The organism is Nocardioides sp. NPDC023903 (assembly GCF_040639295.1).
In the GTDB taxonomy this organism is placed as follows: domain Bacteria; phylum Actinomycetota; class Actinomycetes; order Propionibacteriales; family Nocardioidaceae; genus Nocardioides.
The window spans coordinates 44,065-59,322 of record NZ_JBEZZS010000016.1 but is presented as its reverse complement, the minus strand read 5'-3'; the positions used below and the strand labels follow the sequence as shown (position 1 = coordinate 59,322).

17 protein-coding genes are annotated in these 15,258 nt (G+C 67.2%); 9 read left to right on the top strand and 8 right to left on the bottom strand.

Going from position 1 to position 15,258, the window contains the following annotated elements:
* Window positions 1-56: 56 nt before the first annotated feature.
* Window positions 57-989, bottom strand: coding sequence for a tRNA (adenosine(37)-N6)-dimethylallyltransferase MiaA (miaA, locus tag AB0F44_RS17545; protein ID WP_357357514.1), 933 nt, complete (start codon window positions 987-989; stop codon window positions 57-59).
* Between the two features lie 120 nt (window positions 990-1,109).
* Here miaA and AB0F44_RS17540 point away from each other — a divergent pair, with 120 nt between their 5' ends.
* On the top strand, window positions 1,110-1,304 hold the full coding sequence (locus tag AB0F44_RS17540; protein WP_357357512.1) for an antitoxin: 195 nt from the start codon (window positions 1,110-1,112) through the stop codon (window positions 1,302-1,304).
* A gap of 257 nt (window positions 1,305-1,561) precedes the next feature.
* Window positions 1,562-2,023 (top strand): hypothetical protein, encoded by a 462-nt coding sequence (locus tag AB0F44_RS17535; RefSeq protein ID WP_357357510.1) that lies wholly within the window; start codon window positions 1,562-1,564, stop codon window positions 2,021-2,023.
* Between the two features lie 96 nt (window positions 2,024-2,119).
* On the opposite strand, the gene AB0F44_RS17530 is transcribed toward AB0F44_RS17535, so the two are convergent.
* Both AB0F44_RS17530 and miaB read right to left on the bottom strand, forming a co-directional pair.
* Complete coding sequence (locus tag AB0F44_RS17530) at window positions 2,120-3,052, bottom strand: zinc metalloprotease (protein ID WP_357357508.1); 933 nt, start codon at window positions 3,050-3,052, stop codon at window positions 2,120-2,122.
* A gap of 106 nt (window positions 3,053-3,158) precedes the next feature.
* Window positions 3,159-4,664 carry a tRNA (N6-isopentenyl adenosine(37)-C2)-methylthiotransferase MiaB gene (gene miaB / locus AB0F44_RS17525; RefSeq protein WP_357357506.1) on the bottom strand — a complete coding sequence of 502 codons (1,506 nt, stop codon included), beginning with the start codon at window positions 4,662-4,664 and terminating at the stop codon, window positions 3,159-3,161.
* Window positions 4,665-4,869: 205 nt separating this feature from the next.
* Here miaB and AB0F44_RS17520 point away from each other — a divergent pair, with 205 nt between their 5' ends.
* The 4 genes from AB0F44_RS17520 (at window position 4,870) to AB0F44_RS17505 (ending at window position 8,138) form a co-directional block, all read left to right on the top strand.
* Window positions 4,870-5,598, top strand: a complete 729-nt coding sequence (locus AB0F44_RS17520) for an amino acid ABC transporter ATP-binding protein (RefSeq protein WP_201451367.1) — start codon at window positions 4,870-4,872, stop codon at window positions 5,596-5,598.
* Window positions 5,599-5,672: 74 nt separating this feature from the next.
* Window positions 5,673-6,491: a glutamate ABC transporter substrate-binding protein gene (locus AB0F44_RS17515; protein ID WP_357357504.1), complete on the top strand. Its 819-nt coding sequence runs from the start codon at window positions 5,673-5,675 to the stop codon at window positions 6,489-6,491.
* A 73-nt stretch (window positions 6,492-6,564) separates the two neighbouring features.
* The gene (locus tag AB0F44_RS17510; RefSeq protein ID WP_160025440.1) at window positions 6,565-7,254 is read left to right on the top strand and encodes an amino acid ABC transporter permease; all 690 of its coding nucleotides are present in this window, start codon (window positions 6,565-6,567) and stop codon (window positions 7,252-7,254) included.
* Window positions 7,254-8,138, top strand: a complete 885-nt coding sequence (locus AB0F44_RS17505; protein ID WP_350838568.1) for an amino acid ABC transporter permease — start codon at window positions 7,254-7,256, stop codon at window positions 8,136-8,138. The genes AB0F44_RS17510 and AB0F44_RS17505 overlap by 1 nt, the downstream gene beginning before the upstream one ends.
* Before the next feature lie 62 nt (window positions 8,139-8,200).
* Here AB0F44_RS17505 and AB0F44_RS17500 read toward each other — a convergent pair whose 3' ends face one another.
* The 4 genes from AB0F44_RS17500 to AB0F44_RS17485 all read right to left on the bottom strand — a co-directional run bounded on the left by AB0F44_RS17500 (window position 8,201) and on the right by AB0F44_RS17485 (window position 10,308).
* Window positions 8,201-8,668, bottom strand: a complete 468-nt coding sequence (locus tag AB0F44_RS17500) for a hotdog fold domain-containing protein (protein ID WP_357357502.1) — start codon at window positions 8,666-8,668, stop codon at window positions 8,201-8,203.
* 49 nt (window positions 8,669-8,717) lie between these two features.
* Window positions 8,718-8,984, bottom strand: a complete 267-nt coding sequence (locus AB0F44_RS17495; RefSeq protein ID WP_008362591.1) for a metal-sensitive transcriptional regulator — start codon at window positions 8,982-8,984, stop codon at window positions 8,718-8,720.
* A gap of 149 nt (window positions 8,985-9,133) precedes the next feature.
* Window positions 9,134-9,514 (bottom strand): VOC family protein, encoded by a 381-nt coding sequence (locus AB0F44_RS17490; protein WP_357357500.1) that lies wholly within the window; start codon window positions 9,512-9,514, stop codon window positions 9,134-9,136.
* Window positions 9,511-10,308: a methyltransferase domain-containing protein gene (locus tag AB0F44_RS17485; protein WP_357357498.1), complete on the bottom strand. Its 798-nt coding sequence runs from the start codon at window positions 10,306-10,308 to the stop codon at window positions 9,511-9,513. Before AB0F44_RS17485 ends, AB0F44_RS17490 begins: the two co-directional genes overlap by 4 nt.
* 108 nt (window positions 10,309-10,416) lie before the next feature.
* Here AB0F44_RS17485 and AB0F44_RS17480 point away from each other — a divergent pair, with 108 nt between their 5' ends.
* Window positions 10,417-10,905 (top strand): MarR family transcriptional regulator, encoded by a 489-nt coding sequence (locus tag AB0F44_RS17480; RefSeq protein WP_357357497.1) that lies wholly within the window; start codon window positions 10,417-10,419, stop codon window positions 10,903-10,905.
* Between the two features lie 86 nt (window positions 10,906-10,991).
* Here AB0F44_RS17480 and AB0F44_RS17475 read toward each other — a convergent pair whose 3' ends face one another.
* Window positions 10,992-12,785 carry an ATP-binding cassette domain-containing protein gene (locus tag AB0F44_RS17475; protein ID WP_357357495.1) on the bottom strand — a complete coding sequence of 598 codons (1,794 nt, stop codon included), beginning with the start codon at window positions 12,783-12,785 and terminating at the stop codon, window positions 10,992-10,994.
* A gap of 107 nt (window positions 12,786-12,892) precedes the next feature.
* On the opposite strand from AB0F44_RS17475, the gene AB0F44_RS17470 reads away from it, so the two are divergent.
* The gene (locus AB0F44_RS17470) at window positions 12,893-14,158 is read left to right on the top strand and encodes a TetR/AcrR family transcriptional regulator (protein ID WP_357357493.1); all 1,266 of its coding nucleotides are present in this window, start codon (window positions 12,893-12,895) and stop codon (window positions 14,156-14,158) included.
* A 219-nt stretch (window positions 14,159-14,377) separates the two neighbouring features.
* Window positions 14,378-15,190, top strand: coding sequence for an IclR family transcriptional regulator (locus AB0F44_RS17465; RefSeq protein ID WP_160158759.1), 813 nt, complete (start codon window positions 14,378-14,380; stop codon window positions 15,188-15,190).
* Window positions 15,191-15,258: the final 68 nt, after the last annotated feature.

Genomic DNA, 15,258 nt, shown 5'->3' with positions numbered 1-15,258 from the left:
AGGATACGGACGCGACGGCCTGAAGCCGATTGTCGCTCGCTGACGCTCGCTTATGCTCACAGTCCCAACCTCCGCACCGCCGCAACGGCCTTGTCGAGACGGGCCGGATCATCATATGAGACCCATACGACCCGCGGATCCTTGCGGAACCAGGCGTCCTGGCGCCGGGCGAACTGCCGGGTCTTGATGGCGGTCCGCTCCATCGCCTCCTCCAGCGTCGTCTCGCCCGCGAGGTAGGCGGCGACCTCCTTGTAGCCGATGGCCTTCGACGCGGTCCGCGACCGCCCCAGACCGGCCTCCAGGAGCCGGGCCACCTCGTCGACGAAACCGGACTCGAACATCTCCGAGACCCGCTGCCGGATGCGTACGTCCAGAGCTTCTCGGGAGATGTCGACGCCGATCTGGATGGAGGCCGGGTCGTGGTAGACCTGCTCGGGCAGTCGTGCGCTGAACGGCTCGCCGGTCAGCTCGATGACCTCCAGAGCGCGTACGACGCGACGACCGTTGTCGATCTCGATCCGCTCCGCCGCGACCGGGTCGAGAGCTCGCAGGCGGTCGTGAAGTGCCTTCTCACCTGCGGTTTCGAGCTCCTTCTCCAGACGCTCACGCACCTCGTTCGAGGTGCCGGGGAACTCGAACCGGTCCAGGATCGCGCGCGTGTAGAGGGCGCTGCCGCCGACCAGCACGGGCGTTCTCCCCGCTTTCCGGAGCGTCGCGATCTCCTCGCGCGCCAGCGCCTGGAAGTCGGCGACGGAGGCCGGTTCGGCGATGTCGAGGAGGTCGAGCAGATGGTGTGGGATCCCGCGCCGCTCCTCGACCGGAAGCTTCGCCGTCCCGATGTCCATGCCGCGATAGACCTGCATCGCGTCGGTGTTGATGATCTCGCCACCGAGGGTCTCGGCGAGGTCGAGGGAGAGCGACGTCTTCCCCGCTGCGGTGGCTCCGACGACGGCCACGATCGGGGTGGCGGACAGGGGAAAAGATCCCAAGTCGCGTAGCCCAGATGACCCATCCGGGTCGCGTGTCCCCCTGTTGCTGTCGTACTCCATGCAGTTAGTCTGGCCGCAAGTTGGCTCAAACGGGGAGCCGACCGATCAAGAGGGGGAAGCATGAGCTTCTTGGACAAGGCTAAGGATCTCGCCCAGCAGGGCATCGACAAGATCGGCGCCGACAAGGTCGGCGAGGGCCTGGACAAGGCCGGCGAGATCGCCGACGAGAAGACCGGTGGCAAGTTCAGCGACCAGATCGACCAGGGCGTCGAGACTGCCAAGAACGAAGCAGAGAAGCTGGACGGCGGCAACTGAGCCCTCCACACGCCACGAGGCGGGGAGCGACCCACACCGGGTTGCTCCCCGCCTCGCGTTTATTTCGCGTTACACCCAGCTGACTTTTTACGTATCGACTTTCGAAACACTGTTACGAACCTGTTGCGACTTGTGCCGTCACATGGAACGGTCTAGACCGTCTCATTCTCGTCTCACGAATGGGGCAGCCGGGGGGCGGACGTGCGATGTACGTTCGATTCCGGTCCAATCACAACTACTCGGAAGTGTGGACCAATATGTCTGAGAACTACGGCAACAGCGACGAGCAGCAGAACTACGGCCAGGAGGGCGGCTTCGGCGGCCAGGAGGGTGGCCAGAGCGAGGGCGGCTTCGGCGGCGAGCAGTCCAACGAGGGTGGCTTCGGCGGCGGCCAGGAGCAGTCCGAGGGCTCCTCCTACGGCTCCGACGAGGGCTCGAGCGAGGGCGGCTCCTCCTACGGTGAGCAGTCCAACGAGGGCAGCTCCTACGGTGGCGGCGAGCATTCCGAGGGCAGCTTCGGCGGCCAGGAGTCCAACGAGGGCGGCTCGTCCTACGGCTCCGAGGGTGGCCAGAGCGAGGGTGGCTTCGGCGGCGGCGAGCAGTCCAACGAGGGCGGCTTCGGCGGCGGCCAGGAGCAGTCCGAGGGCTCCTCCTACGGCTCCGACGAGGGCTCGAACGAGGGCGGCTTCGGCGGCGAGCAGAGCCAGTCGCAGTACTGATTCAGCTCTGCTGATCACACGGATCGAGCGCCGGGCCCGCAAGGGACCCGGCGCTCGGCGCATTTCACAGAGATCTCACCAAGAGTCGAGCAGCGATCAGGCGCGGTACGCCACCCACCCGTCGATCATGCGCTGCACCTGACCCGGCGTGAACTCGTCCATGCACGCGTCCTCGGTGTAGTCCATGAAGTTGTGGATCGGGTCGAGGCCCGGCGCCGAGCAGGTGTCGGAGCCCTCCGGGCAGCCGAAGGCCGGCGCGGCCTCGGCCGGGGTGTCGGCGACCTGGTCACCCTTGCCGCGACAGCCACCCTGGAAGGTGTGGTAGAGGTGCAGCCAGTGGCCGACCTCGTGCGTGGCCGTGTCGCCCTCGTCGTACGGCGCCGCCGAGCCGCCCGGCAGCGACTCGCCGAGGATGACCACACCGTCCTGGGACGAGATGTTCTTGGTCGGGAAGGTCGCCCAGCCGAGCAGGCCGTCGTCGATCTCGCCGATGTAGACGTTGAGCGCGTTGTCGCCGCCCTGGCGCAGGGCCGCCTTCATGTCCCGCTCGCCGGCCGAGCCGGAGATGATCGGGTACCAGGCCGGGTTGATCGTGGTCTCTTGGCCGGCGACCTCGAAGGAGAACGGCGTGCCGGCGTACGCCGCGTTGAGCACGTCGATCTGGGCGTCGATGTTCGCCTGCGGAACGACGCCGGTGGTGGCGTTTTCCTGGATGACGTGGATGTAGGTCGGGATGGTCGTCGCGGCGAGGTTGGCGGTGCCGCCCTTCTTCCCCTGCGCGGCCAGCGCGCTGGAGAGCGCCTTCTCCTTGGCCTCGGCCTGCTTCGCGGTCAGATGGTTCGTGTCGCGGACCTGCTTGGCCCCTTCGGCGACGCGGGCGGCGCCGACCTCGTGCGGGTCGAAGCAGGCATCGCCTCCCGCGGACGCCTGCATCGCGCCCGCGGGGGCCGCGGCTGCCAGGCCTGATGCCACGAGAACACCGAGTGCGCCCATCGCCGCTGCTCTGTTGACCAGCTTGGGAATCGACATGGGGGTATCCCTTCCTGAGACAAGTTGCCTCAGGCTAGGGCAGAAATACCCTCGGGGGAACGGAGTTACGGAGAATTTGCTGTCCGAGTAACGTGACGCCGCACGATCAGCCGCAGGCCGGTGCGGCGGGCAGCGGAGCGGGCACCCCGACCGACGGCATGCCCAGCCCGACCGAAGCGGCCTCGGGCTCGGGTCGGCCCTGGCGCGCCTCCCAGGCGTCGCCGGAACGCGTGCGGCGTACCTCGAGCACGGGGTTGTCGGCAACCAGGTGGTGCGGAGCCGCGTAGGTGACCTCGACCTTCACCATGTCGCCAGGACGTACGCCCTCGGCCCCGGCCACGTTGAAGTGGACCAGCCGGTTGTCGGGAGCGCGACCCGAGAGCCGGTGGGTCTCGGAGTCCTTGCGGCCCTCACCCTCGGCGACCATCAGCTCGAGCGTACGTCCGACGTTCTTCTTGTTCTCCTCGTAGGCGATCTCGTTGACGAGGTCGACGAGTCGGCCATAGCGGTCCTTGACGACCGCGGGAGAGATCTGGTCGGGGAGGTCGGCGGCGGGAGTGCCAGGACGCTTCGAGTACTGGAACGTGAAGGCGGAGGCGAAGCGCGACTCGCGGACCACGTCGAGGGTGGCCTGGAAGTCCTCCTCGGTCTCCCCCGGGAAGCCGACGATGATGTCGGTGGTGATCGCCGCATTCGGGATCGCCGCGCGGACGCGCTCGATGATGCCGAGGAACTTGGTCGACCGGTAGGAGCGGCGCATCGCCTTGAGCACGCGGTCGGAGCCGGACTGCAGCGGCATGTGCAGCGACGGCATCACGTTGGGCGTCTCGGCCATCGCCTCGATGACGTCGTCGGTGAACTCGGCCGGGTGCGGGCTGGTGAACCGCACCCGCTCCAGCCCCTCGATCTCGCCACAGGCGCGCAGCAGTTTCGAGAAGGCCTGCCGGTCGCCGAACTCGACGCCGTAGGCATTGACGTTCTGGCCCAGCAGGGTGACCTCGGTGACACCCTCGGCGACGAGCGCCTCGATCTCGGCGAGGATCTCGCCCGGCCGGCGGTCCTTCTCCTTGCCGCGCAGGCTCGGGACGATGCAGAAGGTGCAGGTGTTGTTGCAGCCCACGCTCACCGACACCCAAGCGGCATAGGCCGACTCGCGCTTGGTCGGCAGCGTGGAAGGGAAGACCTCGAGGGACTCCAGGATCTCGACCTGGGCCTCCTCCTGCACCCGAGCCCGCTCGAGCAGCACCGGGAGCGAGCCGATGTTGTGCGTCCCGAACACCACGTCGACGTACGGCGCCTTCTCGGTGATCGTCGCCCGGTCCTTCTGCGCGAGGCAGCCGCCGACGGCGATCTGAAGGTCCGGGTTGGCCTGCTTGATCGGGGCCAGGTGGGAGAGGTTGCCGTAGAGCTTGTTGTCGGCGTTCTCCCGGACGGCGCAGGTGTTGAAGACGACCACGTCCGCCTGGGCGCCCTCGGTCGCCTTGCGATAGCCCGCATCCTCCAGCAGCCCCGAGAGGCGCTCGGAGTCGTGGACGTTCATCTGGCACCCGTAGGTGCGGACTTCGTAGGTGCGCACCGCCGAAGCGGAGCCAGAGGCGATCGACGTAGTCATAGCGCCTTCAAGCGTACGACCGTAGGGGCCACGTCGAGGAATCCAGCGCGGATGACCGGCGCAGCGGGCGTACCGAATCTTGTTGGTTATCTGGTTGTAACCGATACCCGGGGCCAAGTCATAGATGTGCAATGCAGGATGTGGTTAGGTCTGCGGCATGACCGTGCTTGACACCGAACCCGCCAGCGCACCTTCGGGAGACGCTTTGGTGGTTCTTGACCATGTCGACAAGCACTACGGCGATCTGCACGTACTCCAGGACATCAACTTGGAGATCAAGCGTGGCGAGGTCGTCGTGGTGATCGGGCCCTCGGGCTCGGGGAAGTCGACTCTCTGCCGCGCGATCAACCGCCTGGAGACGATCGACTCGGGCACGATCAAGCTCGACGGCAAGGAGCTGCCCGCGGAGGGCAAGGGCCTAGCCAAGCTGCGCGCCGAGGTCGGGATGGTCTTCCAGAGCTTCAACCTCTTCGCCCACAAGACGATCCTTCAGAACGTCACGCTGGGCCCGATGAAGGTGCGCAAGCTCAAGAAGGCCGAGGCCGAGGCCGAGGCCAAGAAGCTGCTCGACCGGGTCGGCGTGGGCGTCCAGGCGAGCAAGTACCCCGCTCAGCTCTCCGGTGGTCAGCAGCAGCGCGTCGCCATCGCCCGGGCGCTGGCGATGAAGCCGCAGGTGATGCTCTTCGACGAGCCCACCTCCGCGCTCGACCCGGAGATGGTCAAGGAGGTGCTCGACGTCATGGTCAGCCTCGCCAAGGAGGGCATGACCATGATCGTGGTCACCCACGAGATGGGCTTCGCCCGTGTCGCCGCCGACCGTGTCGTCTTCATGGCCGACGGCCAGATCGTCGAGTCCAACACCCCGGCCGAGTTCTTCGACAACCCGCAGTCCGAGCGCGCCAAGGACTTCCTCGGCAAGATCCTCAAGCACTGAACGTACGTCTCGGGTGAGCCCTGGGCTCGCGCATCCTGCAAGGCACCAACCCTTAACTCCAGAAGGTGGAAACGATGAAGTTCACGAAGATCGCCGCGACCCTGGGCGCTCTCGCGCTCACGGGCTCGCTCGCTGCCTGTGGTGGCAGCGACGACACCGGCACTGAAGCCGGCGGCGACAAGATCAAGATCGGCATCAAGTTCGACCAGCCGGGCCTGGGCTTCAAGGAGGCCGACGGCGACTACTCGGGCTTCGACGTCGACATGGCGGAGTACATCGCCGAGGGCCTCGGTTACGACGAGGACCAGATCGAATGGGTTGAGGCTGTCTCCGCAAACCGCGAGACCTTCCTCAAGGACGGCTCGGTCGACATGATCCTGGCCACGTACTCGATCACCGACGAGCGCAAGGCCGAGGTCGACTTCGCCGGCCCGTACTACATCGCCGGCCAGGACCTCCTGGTCGCCGCCGACAACACCGACATCACCGGCCCCGACACGCTCGACGGCAAGAAGCTCTGCTCGGTGACCGGCTCGACCTCGGCCCAGAAGGTCAAGGACGAGTACGCCAAGGGCGTCCAGCTGCAGGAGTTCGACACCTACAGCAAGTGCGTCACCGCGATCGAGGGCGGCCAGCTCGACGCGATGACCACCGACGACATCATCCTGGCGGGCTACGCCCAGCAGGACCCGGGCAAGTTCAAGATCGTCGGTGCGCCGTTCTCCGAGGAGAACTACGGCGTGGGTCTGCCCAAGGGCAGCAAGGACCGCGACAAGATCAACGACCTGATCGAGAAGTCCTTCGAGGACGGCGCTTGGGAAGAGGCGTTCAACGACAACCTCGGTGAGTCCGGCTACGAGCTGCCGGAGCCGCCGGCCGTCGACCGCTACTGAGGCATCCGCGGGGCAGGGGAGTCTGCTCCCCTGCCCCGTCGCCGCGTCCAGCGCAAGAAATTTGGAAGGACCAATGGACCTCATCTCCGAGAGCGGGTCAGCCATCCTGACCTCGTTCGGGCTGACCTTGAGACTCGCCTTCTTCAGCGGCATCTTCTCGCTGCTGCTCGGCGTGGTGCTCGCGACGTTCCGGGTTTCACCGGTTCCCGTGCTGCGCTGGATCGGCTCGGCCGTCGTCTACACGTTCCGCAACACTCCACTGACCCTGGTCATGTTCTTCACGCTCTTCGGACTGAGCTATCAACTCGGCCTCAACTTCAACGAGGAGCTGATCTACCGCAACAACTTCTGGCTGGCGGTCCTCGCACTCAGCGTCTACACCTCGACCTTCGTGTGTGAGGTGCTGCGCTCGGGCATCAACACGGTGCCGCTCGGCCAGGCCGAGGCGGCGCGCGCGATCGGGCTGACCTTCACCCAGAACCTTCGCCTGATCGTCCTTCCCCAAGCGTTGAGGTCGGTGATCAACCCGCTCGCCAGCGTACTGATCGCGATGACCAAGAACACGACGGTCGCCGTCACCATCGGTGTCACCACCGCCACCATGGTCAACGAGGCGTCGGGGCAGATGAAGTCGCTGATGGAGCGCAACTCCGACCAGATCCTGCTGATCTTCATCATCTTCGCGGTGGGCTTCATGATCCTGACCCTGCCCATCGGCTTCATCGCCGGCTGGGCCGCCAAGCGATTCGCGGTGATCCGATAATGAGCGCCTCAGTTCTGTACGACGCCCCCGGACCCCGCGGCAAGGCGCTCAACTGGGTCTACTCGGCCATCGCCCTCGTGTTCCTGGCCTGGGCGGCCTGGTTCGTCTACTCCAAGTTCGACGAAACCGGGCAGTGGGACGCCGAGAAGTGGAAGCCATTCCTCGAGGCGCCGGTCTGGGAGAACTTCCTCATCCCTGGTCTCATCGGCACGCTGAGCGCTTTCGCCGTCGGTGCCGTGCTCGCGCTCACGTTCGGGTTCCTCCTCGCAGTCGGCCGCCTCTCGCAGAGCCGGATCATCAGCGTCCCCAGCGGTGTGATCGTGGAGTTCTTCCGTGCGATCCCGATGCTGCTGCTGATGATGTTCATCTACTTCATGCAGCAGCCGCTCGGGCTCGAGACCAGCGTCTTCTGGGCGGTCGTCCTCGGACTCATGCTCTACAACGGCTCCGTGCTGGCCGAGATCATCCGTGCGGGTGTCAACGCTCTGCCGAAGGGACAGTCGGAGGCCGGCGTCGCGATCGGGCTCTCGCCCGGTCAGGTGATGCGTGCGATCCTGCTGCCTCAGGCCGTGCGCTCGATGCTGCCGGCGATCATCGCTCAGCTCGTCGTCCTGCTCAAGGACACCGCCCTCGGCTACATCCTCGCCTACGACGAACTGCTCAACCAGATCAACAAGATCGAGGGCAACTACAACAACCTGATCCCCGCGGCGATCGTCGTGGCGCTGATCTACATCGCAATCAACACGATCCTCGGTTTCGTGGCGAACGTCGTCGAGGCCCGTACGCGGAGGGTCGGTCACACCGCCGGTCCCGTCGGCACCGCGGAGGACCCGGACGTGCAAACGGCGACCGCAGCCGGCATGCCGGGCGGCAACGCCTGACACCATCAGGACGAACCAACGGCCCGCTGCCCTCGGGGCAGCGGGCCGTTGCGTACCTGCTCTTACTTCTTCTTCGGGGTCACCCAGAGGTTGATGGTGCCCTCGATGGCCACGGTGCCGTCTTCACGGATGCCCTTGACGCGTACCGCGAGGTCACCGTCAGCGGTGTCCCACTGCTCCTGGTCGGTCTCCGCGATGCAGGTGATGTCGGTGGAGGCCTTGGCGGTGTAGGAGACGGTCATCCCCTTGGGGATCCAGCGCTTGTCGCGCGGGATGGTGACCTCCGCAAGGGCACCCATGGCCATCTCGAGACCGTTGCACAGCGCGATGGCGTGAACGGTGCCGATGTGGTTGTGGTTGCCCTTGCGGTTGGGCACGATGACCTCGGCGTAGTTGGGCCGCAACTGGTTGACCAGCGGGTGGATGGACCCGAAGTAGGGCGCCTTCTTCGCGAATCCAACCGAGAATGCTCGCTTGCCGACAACCGGGACACGGTTGAAGGACTTCCAGAGGTCGTAGAGCTGGCTCATGGCAGTCAGGTTACCCGAGGGTAACCTCCTCCCCTCTCCTGGCCCGAGATCAGGAGAGGGAGAGGAAGACCTTCTCGAGCTCCTCGATCTGCTCCGGGCGATCTCCGTCGGCGTGCGCGCGGCGCAGCTCGTTGGAGAGCAGCGCGAAAGCGGCCTTGTCGAGGGCCCGAGTCACTGCCTTGAGCTGGCCGACCACATCGGCGAGCTCGCGGCCGTCTTCAATCATGCGGAGCACGCCACCGAGCTGGCCCTGAGCCCGGCGGACTCGATTGACCACGCTCGTCGTCTCCGCGTCCCGAGGTTGGGGGACGGTCACGTCGTCAGTCAAAGTCTTGCCTTCCATCGTTTCTGGCATCATTCCTGGCTCGTTGTTGTATCCCCCGGGGGACAACGGTCCAGACCAGTCGGCGTTACGGTTCTTTTTAGTTGATTCCGGTTTTCGCCTACACGGGACCGAAGTTCGTGCTAGTTGCCCGTTGGCCACACGATCTCGACGCGGTTGCCGAACGGATCGCGGACGTGGAAGCGCTCGAATCCGTCAGCGTTGTGGCGCTGGCTCCAGTCGACGTCGAAGCCAAGCCGCGCCAGCCTCGCGCCGGTGGCCTCCAGGTCTGCCTCGGTCTCGACCGCCAGGGCGGGATGAGCCTTGGCCTGCGGGCGGTGCGGATCCTCGACGCCGAGATGGATCTCCGCGCCGCCTGGCGAGCGGAACCACGCGCCACCGCGCTTGGCCAGCTCGGCCGGCTTCGGCACCTCGGTCAGCCCGAGGCCGTCGGCGTAGAAGGTTCGGGCCTCGTCCTCGTGGCCCGTGGGCATGCCGACCTGCACGTGATGGATCCGCATCATGCCGCCAGTCTGCGGGCGACCACGAAGACGCGGCGGAACGGGAGCAGGACGAAACTGTTTCCTACCGAATCGTTTCGTACGGGATAGGCCTGTGCCAGACGGTTCTTGAGCTCCTCGGCGAACAGCTCGAAGAGACCGGCCTTCTCCAGCGCGGCAGCCGTGGGACGGAGGCTCGTTCCGGCGATCCAGGTGAAGACCGGGTCCTCGCCGGTCAGCACGTGGAGGTACGTCGTCTCCCAGGCATCGACCTCGAAGCCCTCCCCCACCAGCACGTCGTAGTAGTCGGCCGGGTCATGCGACCCGGGCGCCTCGAGGTGGCGGGCGTGCTCGGCGTACGGCTCCTCGGCGGCCAGCTCCTCGCGGAGCCGGTGGCTGGGCTCGTCGAAGTTGCCCGGCACCTGGAAGGCGAACCAGCCGCCCGCCGCGACCGCGCCGGCGAGCGCAGGGAGCAGGTCCAGATGGCCAGGGACCCACTGGAGGGTGGCATTGGAGAGGAGTACGTCGACCGATGCCGGCACAACCGAGTCGGCCCAGTCACGAAGGTCCGCCACCGCGAAGTCGACACCATGGATGGTCGCGCGTGCCTTGTCGATCATCGGCGCGCTGGAGTCGAGACCGACGACCCTGGCCTCCGGCCAGCGGCCGGCCGCGAGGGCGGTCAGGTTTCCGGGGCCACATCCCAGGTCGACCACGGTCTTCGGACGATCCGCGTCGACCCGGCGAAGGAGATCGACGAACGGGCGACCTCGCTCGTCGGAGTAGGTCAGGTAGCGCTCGGGATCCCATGCGGTCATGGCGTACGTCCTCTCGATTTCTCTTGATGTCAAGATATTCCGATCGTCCCCTCGACTTGTCTCGATGTCAAGATTCTCGATGAGGCGAACTTGGGCTACGCTCTCGCCATGCGCGACGAAGTCGACGACCTGAGCGAGGCCTGGGCACACGAGCGGCCCGACCTGGACCTCGGTCCCGTCGAGATCTTCTCGCGTCTCTCCCGCCTCTCGCGTCACCTCGATCTCGCTCGACGCGACGCGTTCTCCGGTTCCGGGATCGAGTCGTGGGAGTTCGACGTACTCGCCGCACTGCGCCGAGCGGGCGACCCCTACGAGCTCTCCCCGGGCCGGCTGCTGCGCGAGACCCTGGTGACCAGCGGGACCATGACCAACCGCGTCGACCGACTCGCCTCCCGAGGACTCGTCGAACGGCTGCCGGATCCGGCGGACCGGCGGGGTGTCCTCGTCCGGCTCACCCCCGACGGCAAGGCGACCGTCGACAGCGCCTTCGAGGCGCTGCTCGCCGCCGAGCGGGAGTTCCTCGACGGCCTCTCGGGCGACCAGCAGAACCAGCTCACCGACCTCCTGCGCCGCCTGCTGGTCCCCTTCTCGTCCTGACCGAGAGTCCCGCCGAGTCGGCTCGTCATAACGCGCCGACTCGACGCGGGATCTCGTCAGTTTGCGCCGACTCGGCGGGCGGGACGCTACTCCAGGACCTCGGCCGCTTCGAGCCACTCCAGCTCGAGATCGTCCTTCTCCGCGGCGAGCTGATTCAGCTGCGCGCTGAGCTCGGCGAGCCGGGTGTAGTCGTTGACCGACTCGGCCATCGCGAGCTCGAGCTTCTGCTGCTGCTCGCCGATCCGCTCGAGCTGCTTGTCGATCCTGGCGATGACCTTCTTCGCCGCTCGCTCGTCGGCGGAGCCGGGCTTGGCCTTCGAGGGACCACCCGCTGCCGTCTCGGCCGACGCACGGGACGCCTCGGCCTGCGGGGCTGACGTCTCGGCGGGGATGGGGAGGCGGCGCTCGAGATACTCGTCGACACCGCGCGGGAGCATGGAGATCTGGCCATCGCCGAGCAGGGCCCAGACGGAGTCGGTGACGCGCTCGAGGAAGTAGCGGTCGTGGGAGACGACGATCAGGGTGCCGGGCCAGGCGTCGAGGAAGTCCTCGAGGACGTTGAGCGTCTCGATGTCGAGGTCGTTGGTCGGCTCGTCGAGCAGCAGGACGTTGGGCTCGGTGAGCAGCAGGCGCAGCAGCTGGAAGCGGCGGCGCTCGCCACCGGAGAGGTCGCCGATGCGGGTGACCAACTTGTCGCCGGTGAAGCCGAAGCGCTCGAGCATCGAGGTCGCCGAGAGCTCCTGGCCGTCGGTCGTCTTGGTGACGCGCTTGATCGACTCGACGGTGGGGAGGACTCGCGCCTCCGGGTCGAGGTCGTCGAGCTGCTGGGTCAGGTGCTGGAGAGCGATGGTGCGGCCGTGGCGTACCTTCCCCACCGCAGGCGGGAGGGAGCCGTCCAGCAGCGACAGCACCGAGGTCTTGCCGGCGCCGTTGACGCCGACGATGCCGATCCGGTCACCCGGACCGATGCGCCAAGTGGCGTGCGACAGCAGCTGCCGCTCGCCGCGGAAGAGGTCGACGTCCTCGACGTCGATGACGTCCTTGCCGAGCCGCTGGGCCGCGAACTTCTGCAGCTCGAAGCGGTCGCGCGGCGGAGGTACGTCCTCGATGAGCTGGTTGGCGGCGTCGATGCGGAACTTCGGCTTGGACGTACGCGCCGGGGCGCCGCGGCGCAGCCAGGCCAGCTCTTTGCGGACCAGGTTCTGGCGACGTACCTCGGTGGCGGCGGCCTGACGGGACCTCTCGGCCTTGGCGAGGACGAAGGCGGCATAGCCGCCCTCGTAGGCGTCGACCTGGCCGTCGTGGACCTCCCAGGTGAACTGGCAGACCTCGTCGAGGAACCAGCGGTCGTGGGTGACCACGACGAGCGCGGACGAGCGCGCGGCGAGGTGTGAGGCCAGCCAGGCCACGGCCTCGACGTCGAGGTGGTTGGTGGGCTCGTCGAGCACGATCAGGTCGTGGTCTCCCAGGAGCAGCTCGGCCAGGGCGCAGCGACGGCGCTCGCCACCGGAGAGACCCATGACGGAACGGTCGAGGTCGATCCCGGCCAGGAGCTGTTCGACGATCTCACGGAGCATGGGGACGCCGGCCCACTCGTGGTCAGACCGCCCGCCGAGCACTGCCTCGCGCACGGTGTGGGAGTCGATGAGCTGGTCGCCCTGGTGCAGGAACCCGACCAGCAGGCCACGCTGGCGCGAGACGCGACCGGAGTCTGGCTCCTCCAGGCCGGTCATCACCTGCAGGAGCGTCGTCTTCCCGTCGCCGTTGCGGCCGACGATGCCGACCCGGTCGCCGGCACTGATGCCGAGGGAGACGTCGTCGAGGAGGGGCCGGATGCCGTACGCCTTGGAGACGTGCTCGAGGTTGAGGAGGTTCGCCATATCGTCTCCCATTGTCCCCGAGGGCGGTGAGGCAGCCAGCATCGCGGCGGCCACCCTGCGGCACACGAGGCGGACGAAGAGCCCCTGACCTGCTTAGACTCAGTGCAATGGCCGAGAAGACGACGCTCCGCGAGCACACGCATGGCTCGCGTCAGATGATCCTCGAAGCAGCGCTCCGGCTGGCCGCCGAGCGCGGCTATGTCGGCACGACGATGGCGCTGGTTCGTCGCGCGACCGGCCTCCCGCCGTCCTCCCTGTACTGGCACTTCTCCAACAAGGACCAGCTGCTCGCCGAGGCGCTCGAGCACGGCTACACCCGCTGGAACGACATCGCCCCGCGGTGGGAGCCGACACCGACCGGCGACGACCTGCGCAAGGGGCTGCTGGCGAACCTGCGGCGTACGACGTCCGACACGCACGGCGCCAGGGCCGACTGGTGGCGGATGGGCCTGATGCTCGCGCTCGAGTCCGGGCCGACGGTCGGCGACGGTCCGCGCGAGCGCTTCCTCCAGATCCGCACCCAGACGCTGGCCGACTTCGAGCGGTGGTGGTCGGAGGCGGTCGACCTTCCGGCCTCGCATATCGAGACCCTCGCGCGGCTGACCCTCGCCGCCCACGATGGCCTCTTCATCCACGCCCAGACCGACGAGTACGCCGAGCTCGACCCGCTCCGGCAACGGCTCGCCGACGGGCTGGCCGAGGTCGCGGACCATCTCCGGAAGCACGACCCGGCGGCCGTCCCCGAGACCGTGGAGCTGCCGCCCGTGACGTACGAGGGCAGGAGCAGCAGCCGCGAGAAGCTCGTCGCGGCGGCGCTGGAGGTCGCCTCGGAGAGCGGCTACGAGGGCGCCTCGATCAGCCGGATCTGCGCCACCGCGGAGCTGCCCGCCTCCTCGGTCTACTGGCACTTCACGAACAAGGACGACCTGTTCTCGGCCGCGGTGGACGACTCCTACCGCGCCTGGAGCAGCACCCAGTCTTCGTGGCAGCCTCCGACCGCGGACTGCGACTGCGCCACGGAGCTCCCACTGATGCTGAGGCCACTGGTGGCCAGCCTGCGCCGACTGCCCCCGTTCCTGCGGATCGGCCTCATGCTGGTGCTCCCGAAGCGGCCCGAGCCGCTGCCGGGCCGCGACCGGTTCCTCGCCGTACGCCGCCAGTCGCGAGACGACTTCGCCGGCTGGTTCCGTGGAGCCCTGCGTGAGGACGGGCCGGCGCACGCCGACGAGATGGCCGCGCTGCTCCTCGTGATCGCAGACGGACTTCTCTTTGCCGAGGCGCTCGACAGCGCCGACATGCCACCGGCCACGACCTCGGACCTGCTGGCGCGACTGGTCACGGCTACGCCGTTTCATACACAGATCAGTCACTGACCTACTACCGTAGGTCCACAGGCGTTCTACGACGCTAACGGGCGGAAACACATCGAACTGTATGTCGTGTCACCTATTTCCGCAGGTCAGGAATGAGATTTATCCAACATTTGCTCCACAACCTCCGGAACGATCGTTACAGTGACTGCTGTCACAGAGAGTTGGAGGCCCCAGATCCCCCCTTCGTGGTGCCTCCGTCTCAATTAAGGAGATCCCCCCATGAGCGTCACTGCTATCCCCACCCTGGCTAGTCAGCACGACCATGAAGGTGCCCCGAGGACGACCTCTTCGGCGACCCCGTCTGCGACGAAGGCCCTCCAGATCCTGGAGGCATTTCTCGGAGCCGGCCCCAAGCTCGGTGTCAGCGAGATCGCTCGCACCGCGGGGCTTCCCAAGTCGACCGCCTTCCGCCTTCTGCGTCACCTCGAGCAGAGCGGATACGTGGAGCGCACCGGCCGACACTACGTACTCGGCCGCCGCCTCTTCGAGCTCGGCAACGCGGTGCAGATCTGCCGCCCGCAGGGCATCCGGGAGACCGCGATGCCGCACCTCGCCGAGCTCTACGTGGCGACCGGCAAGACCGTCCACCTCGCCATCCTCGAGGGCACCGACATCGTCATCCTGGAGAAGATCACCGGACGCGGTGGCATCCAGCCGGACACGTACGTCGGCGGGCGAGCGCCCGCCGCCTGCTCAGCGCTCGGCAAGGCGATCCTCTCGTTCAGCGACCGCAACCACATCGCGGCCGTGCTCGAGTCCGGCCTGGTGAGGCGCACCCGCCACTCGCACGGCGACCCGGCGAAGTTCCTCGCCGAGCTCCGCCGCGCCAACAGCGAGCGCATCGCCTTCGACCGCGAGGAGGCCCAGCTCGGCATCGTCTGCGCCGCGGTCCCGATCATGATCGAGGGCCGCGCGATCGCCGCCGTCTCCGTCTCCGGCAGCGCCGCCGGGTTCAACGCCGCCAGCATCACCCGTCATCTGCGCCGCGCCGCCGCGGCGATCTCCGACGAGGTCGTCTCCAGCGCCGCCTGACCCCGGCCGAGGCGTCACGTACGTCGGTCGAAGCGTCACGTACGTCGGCCGAGATGGCTCAGCGCTGC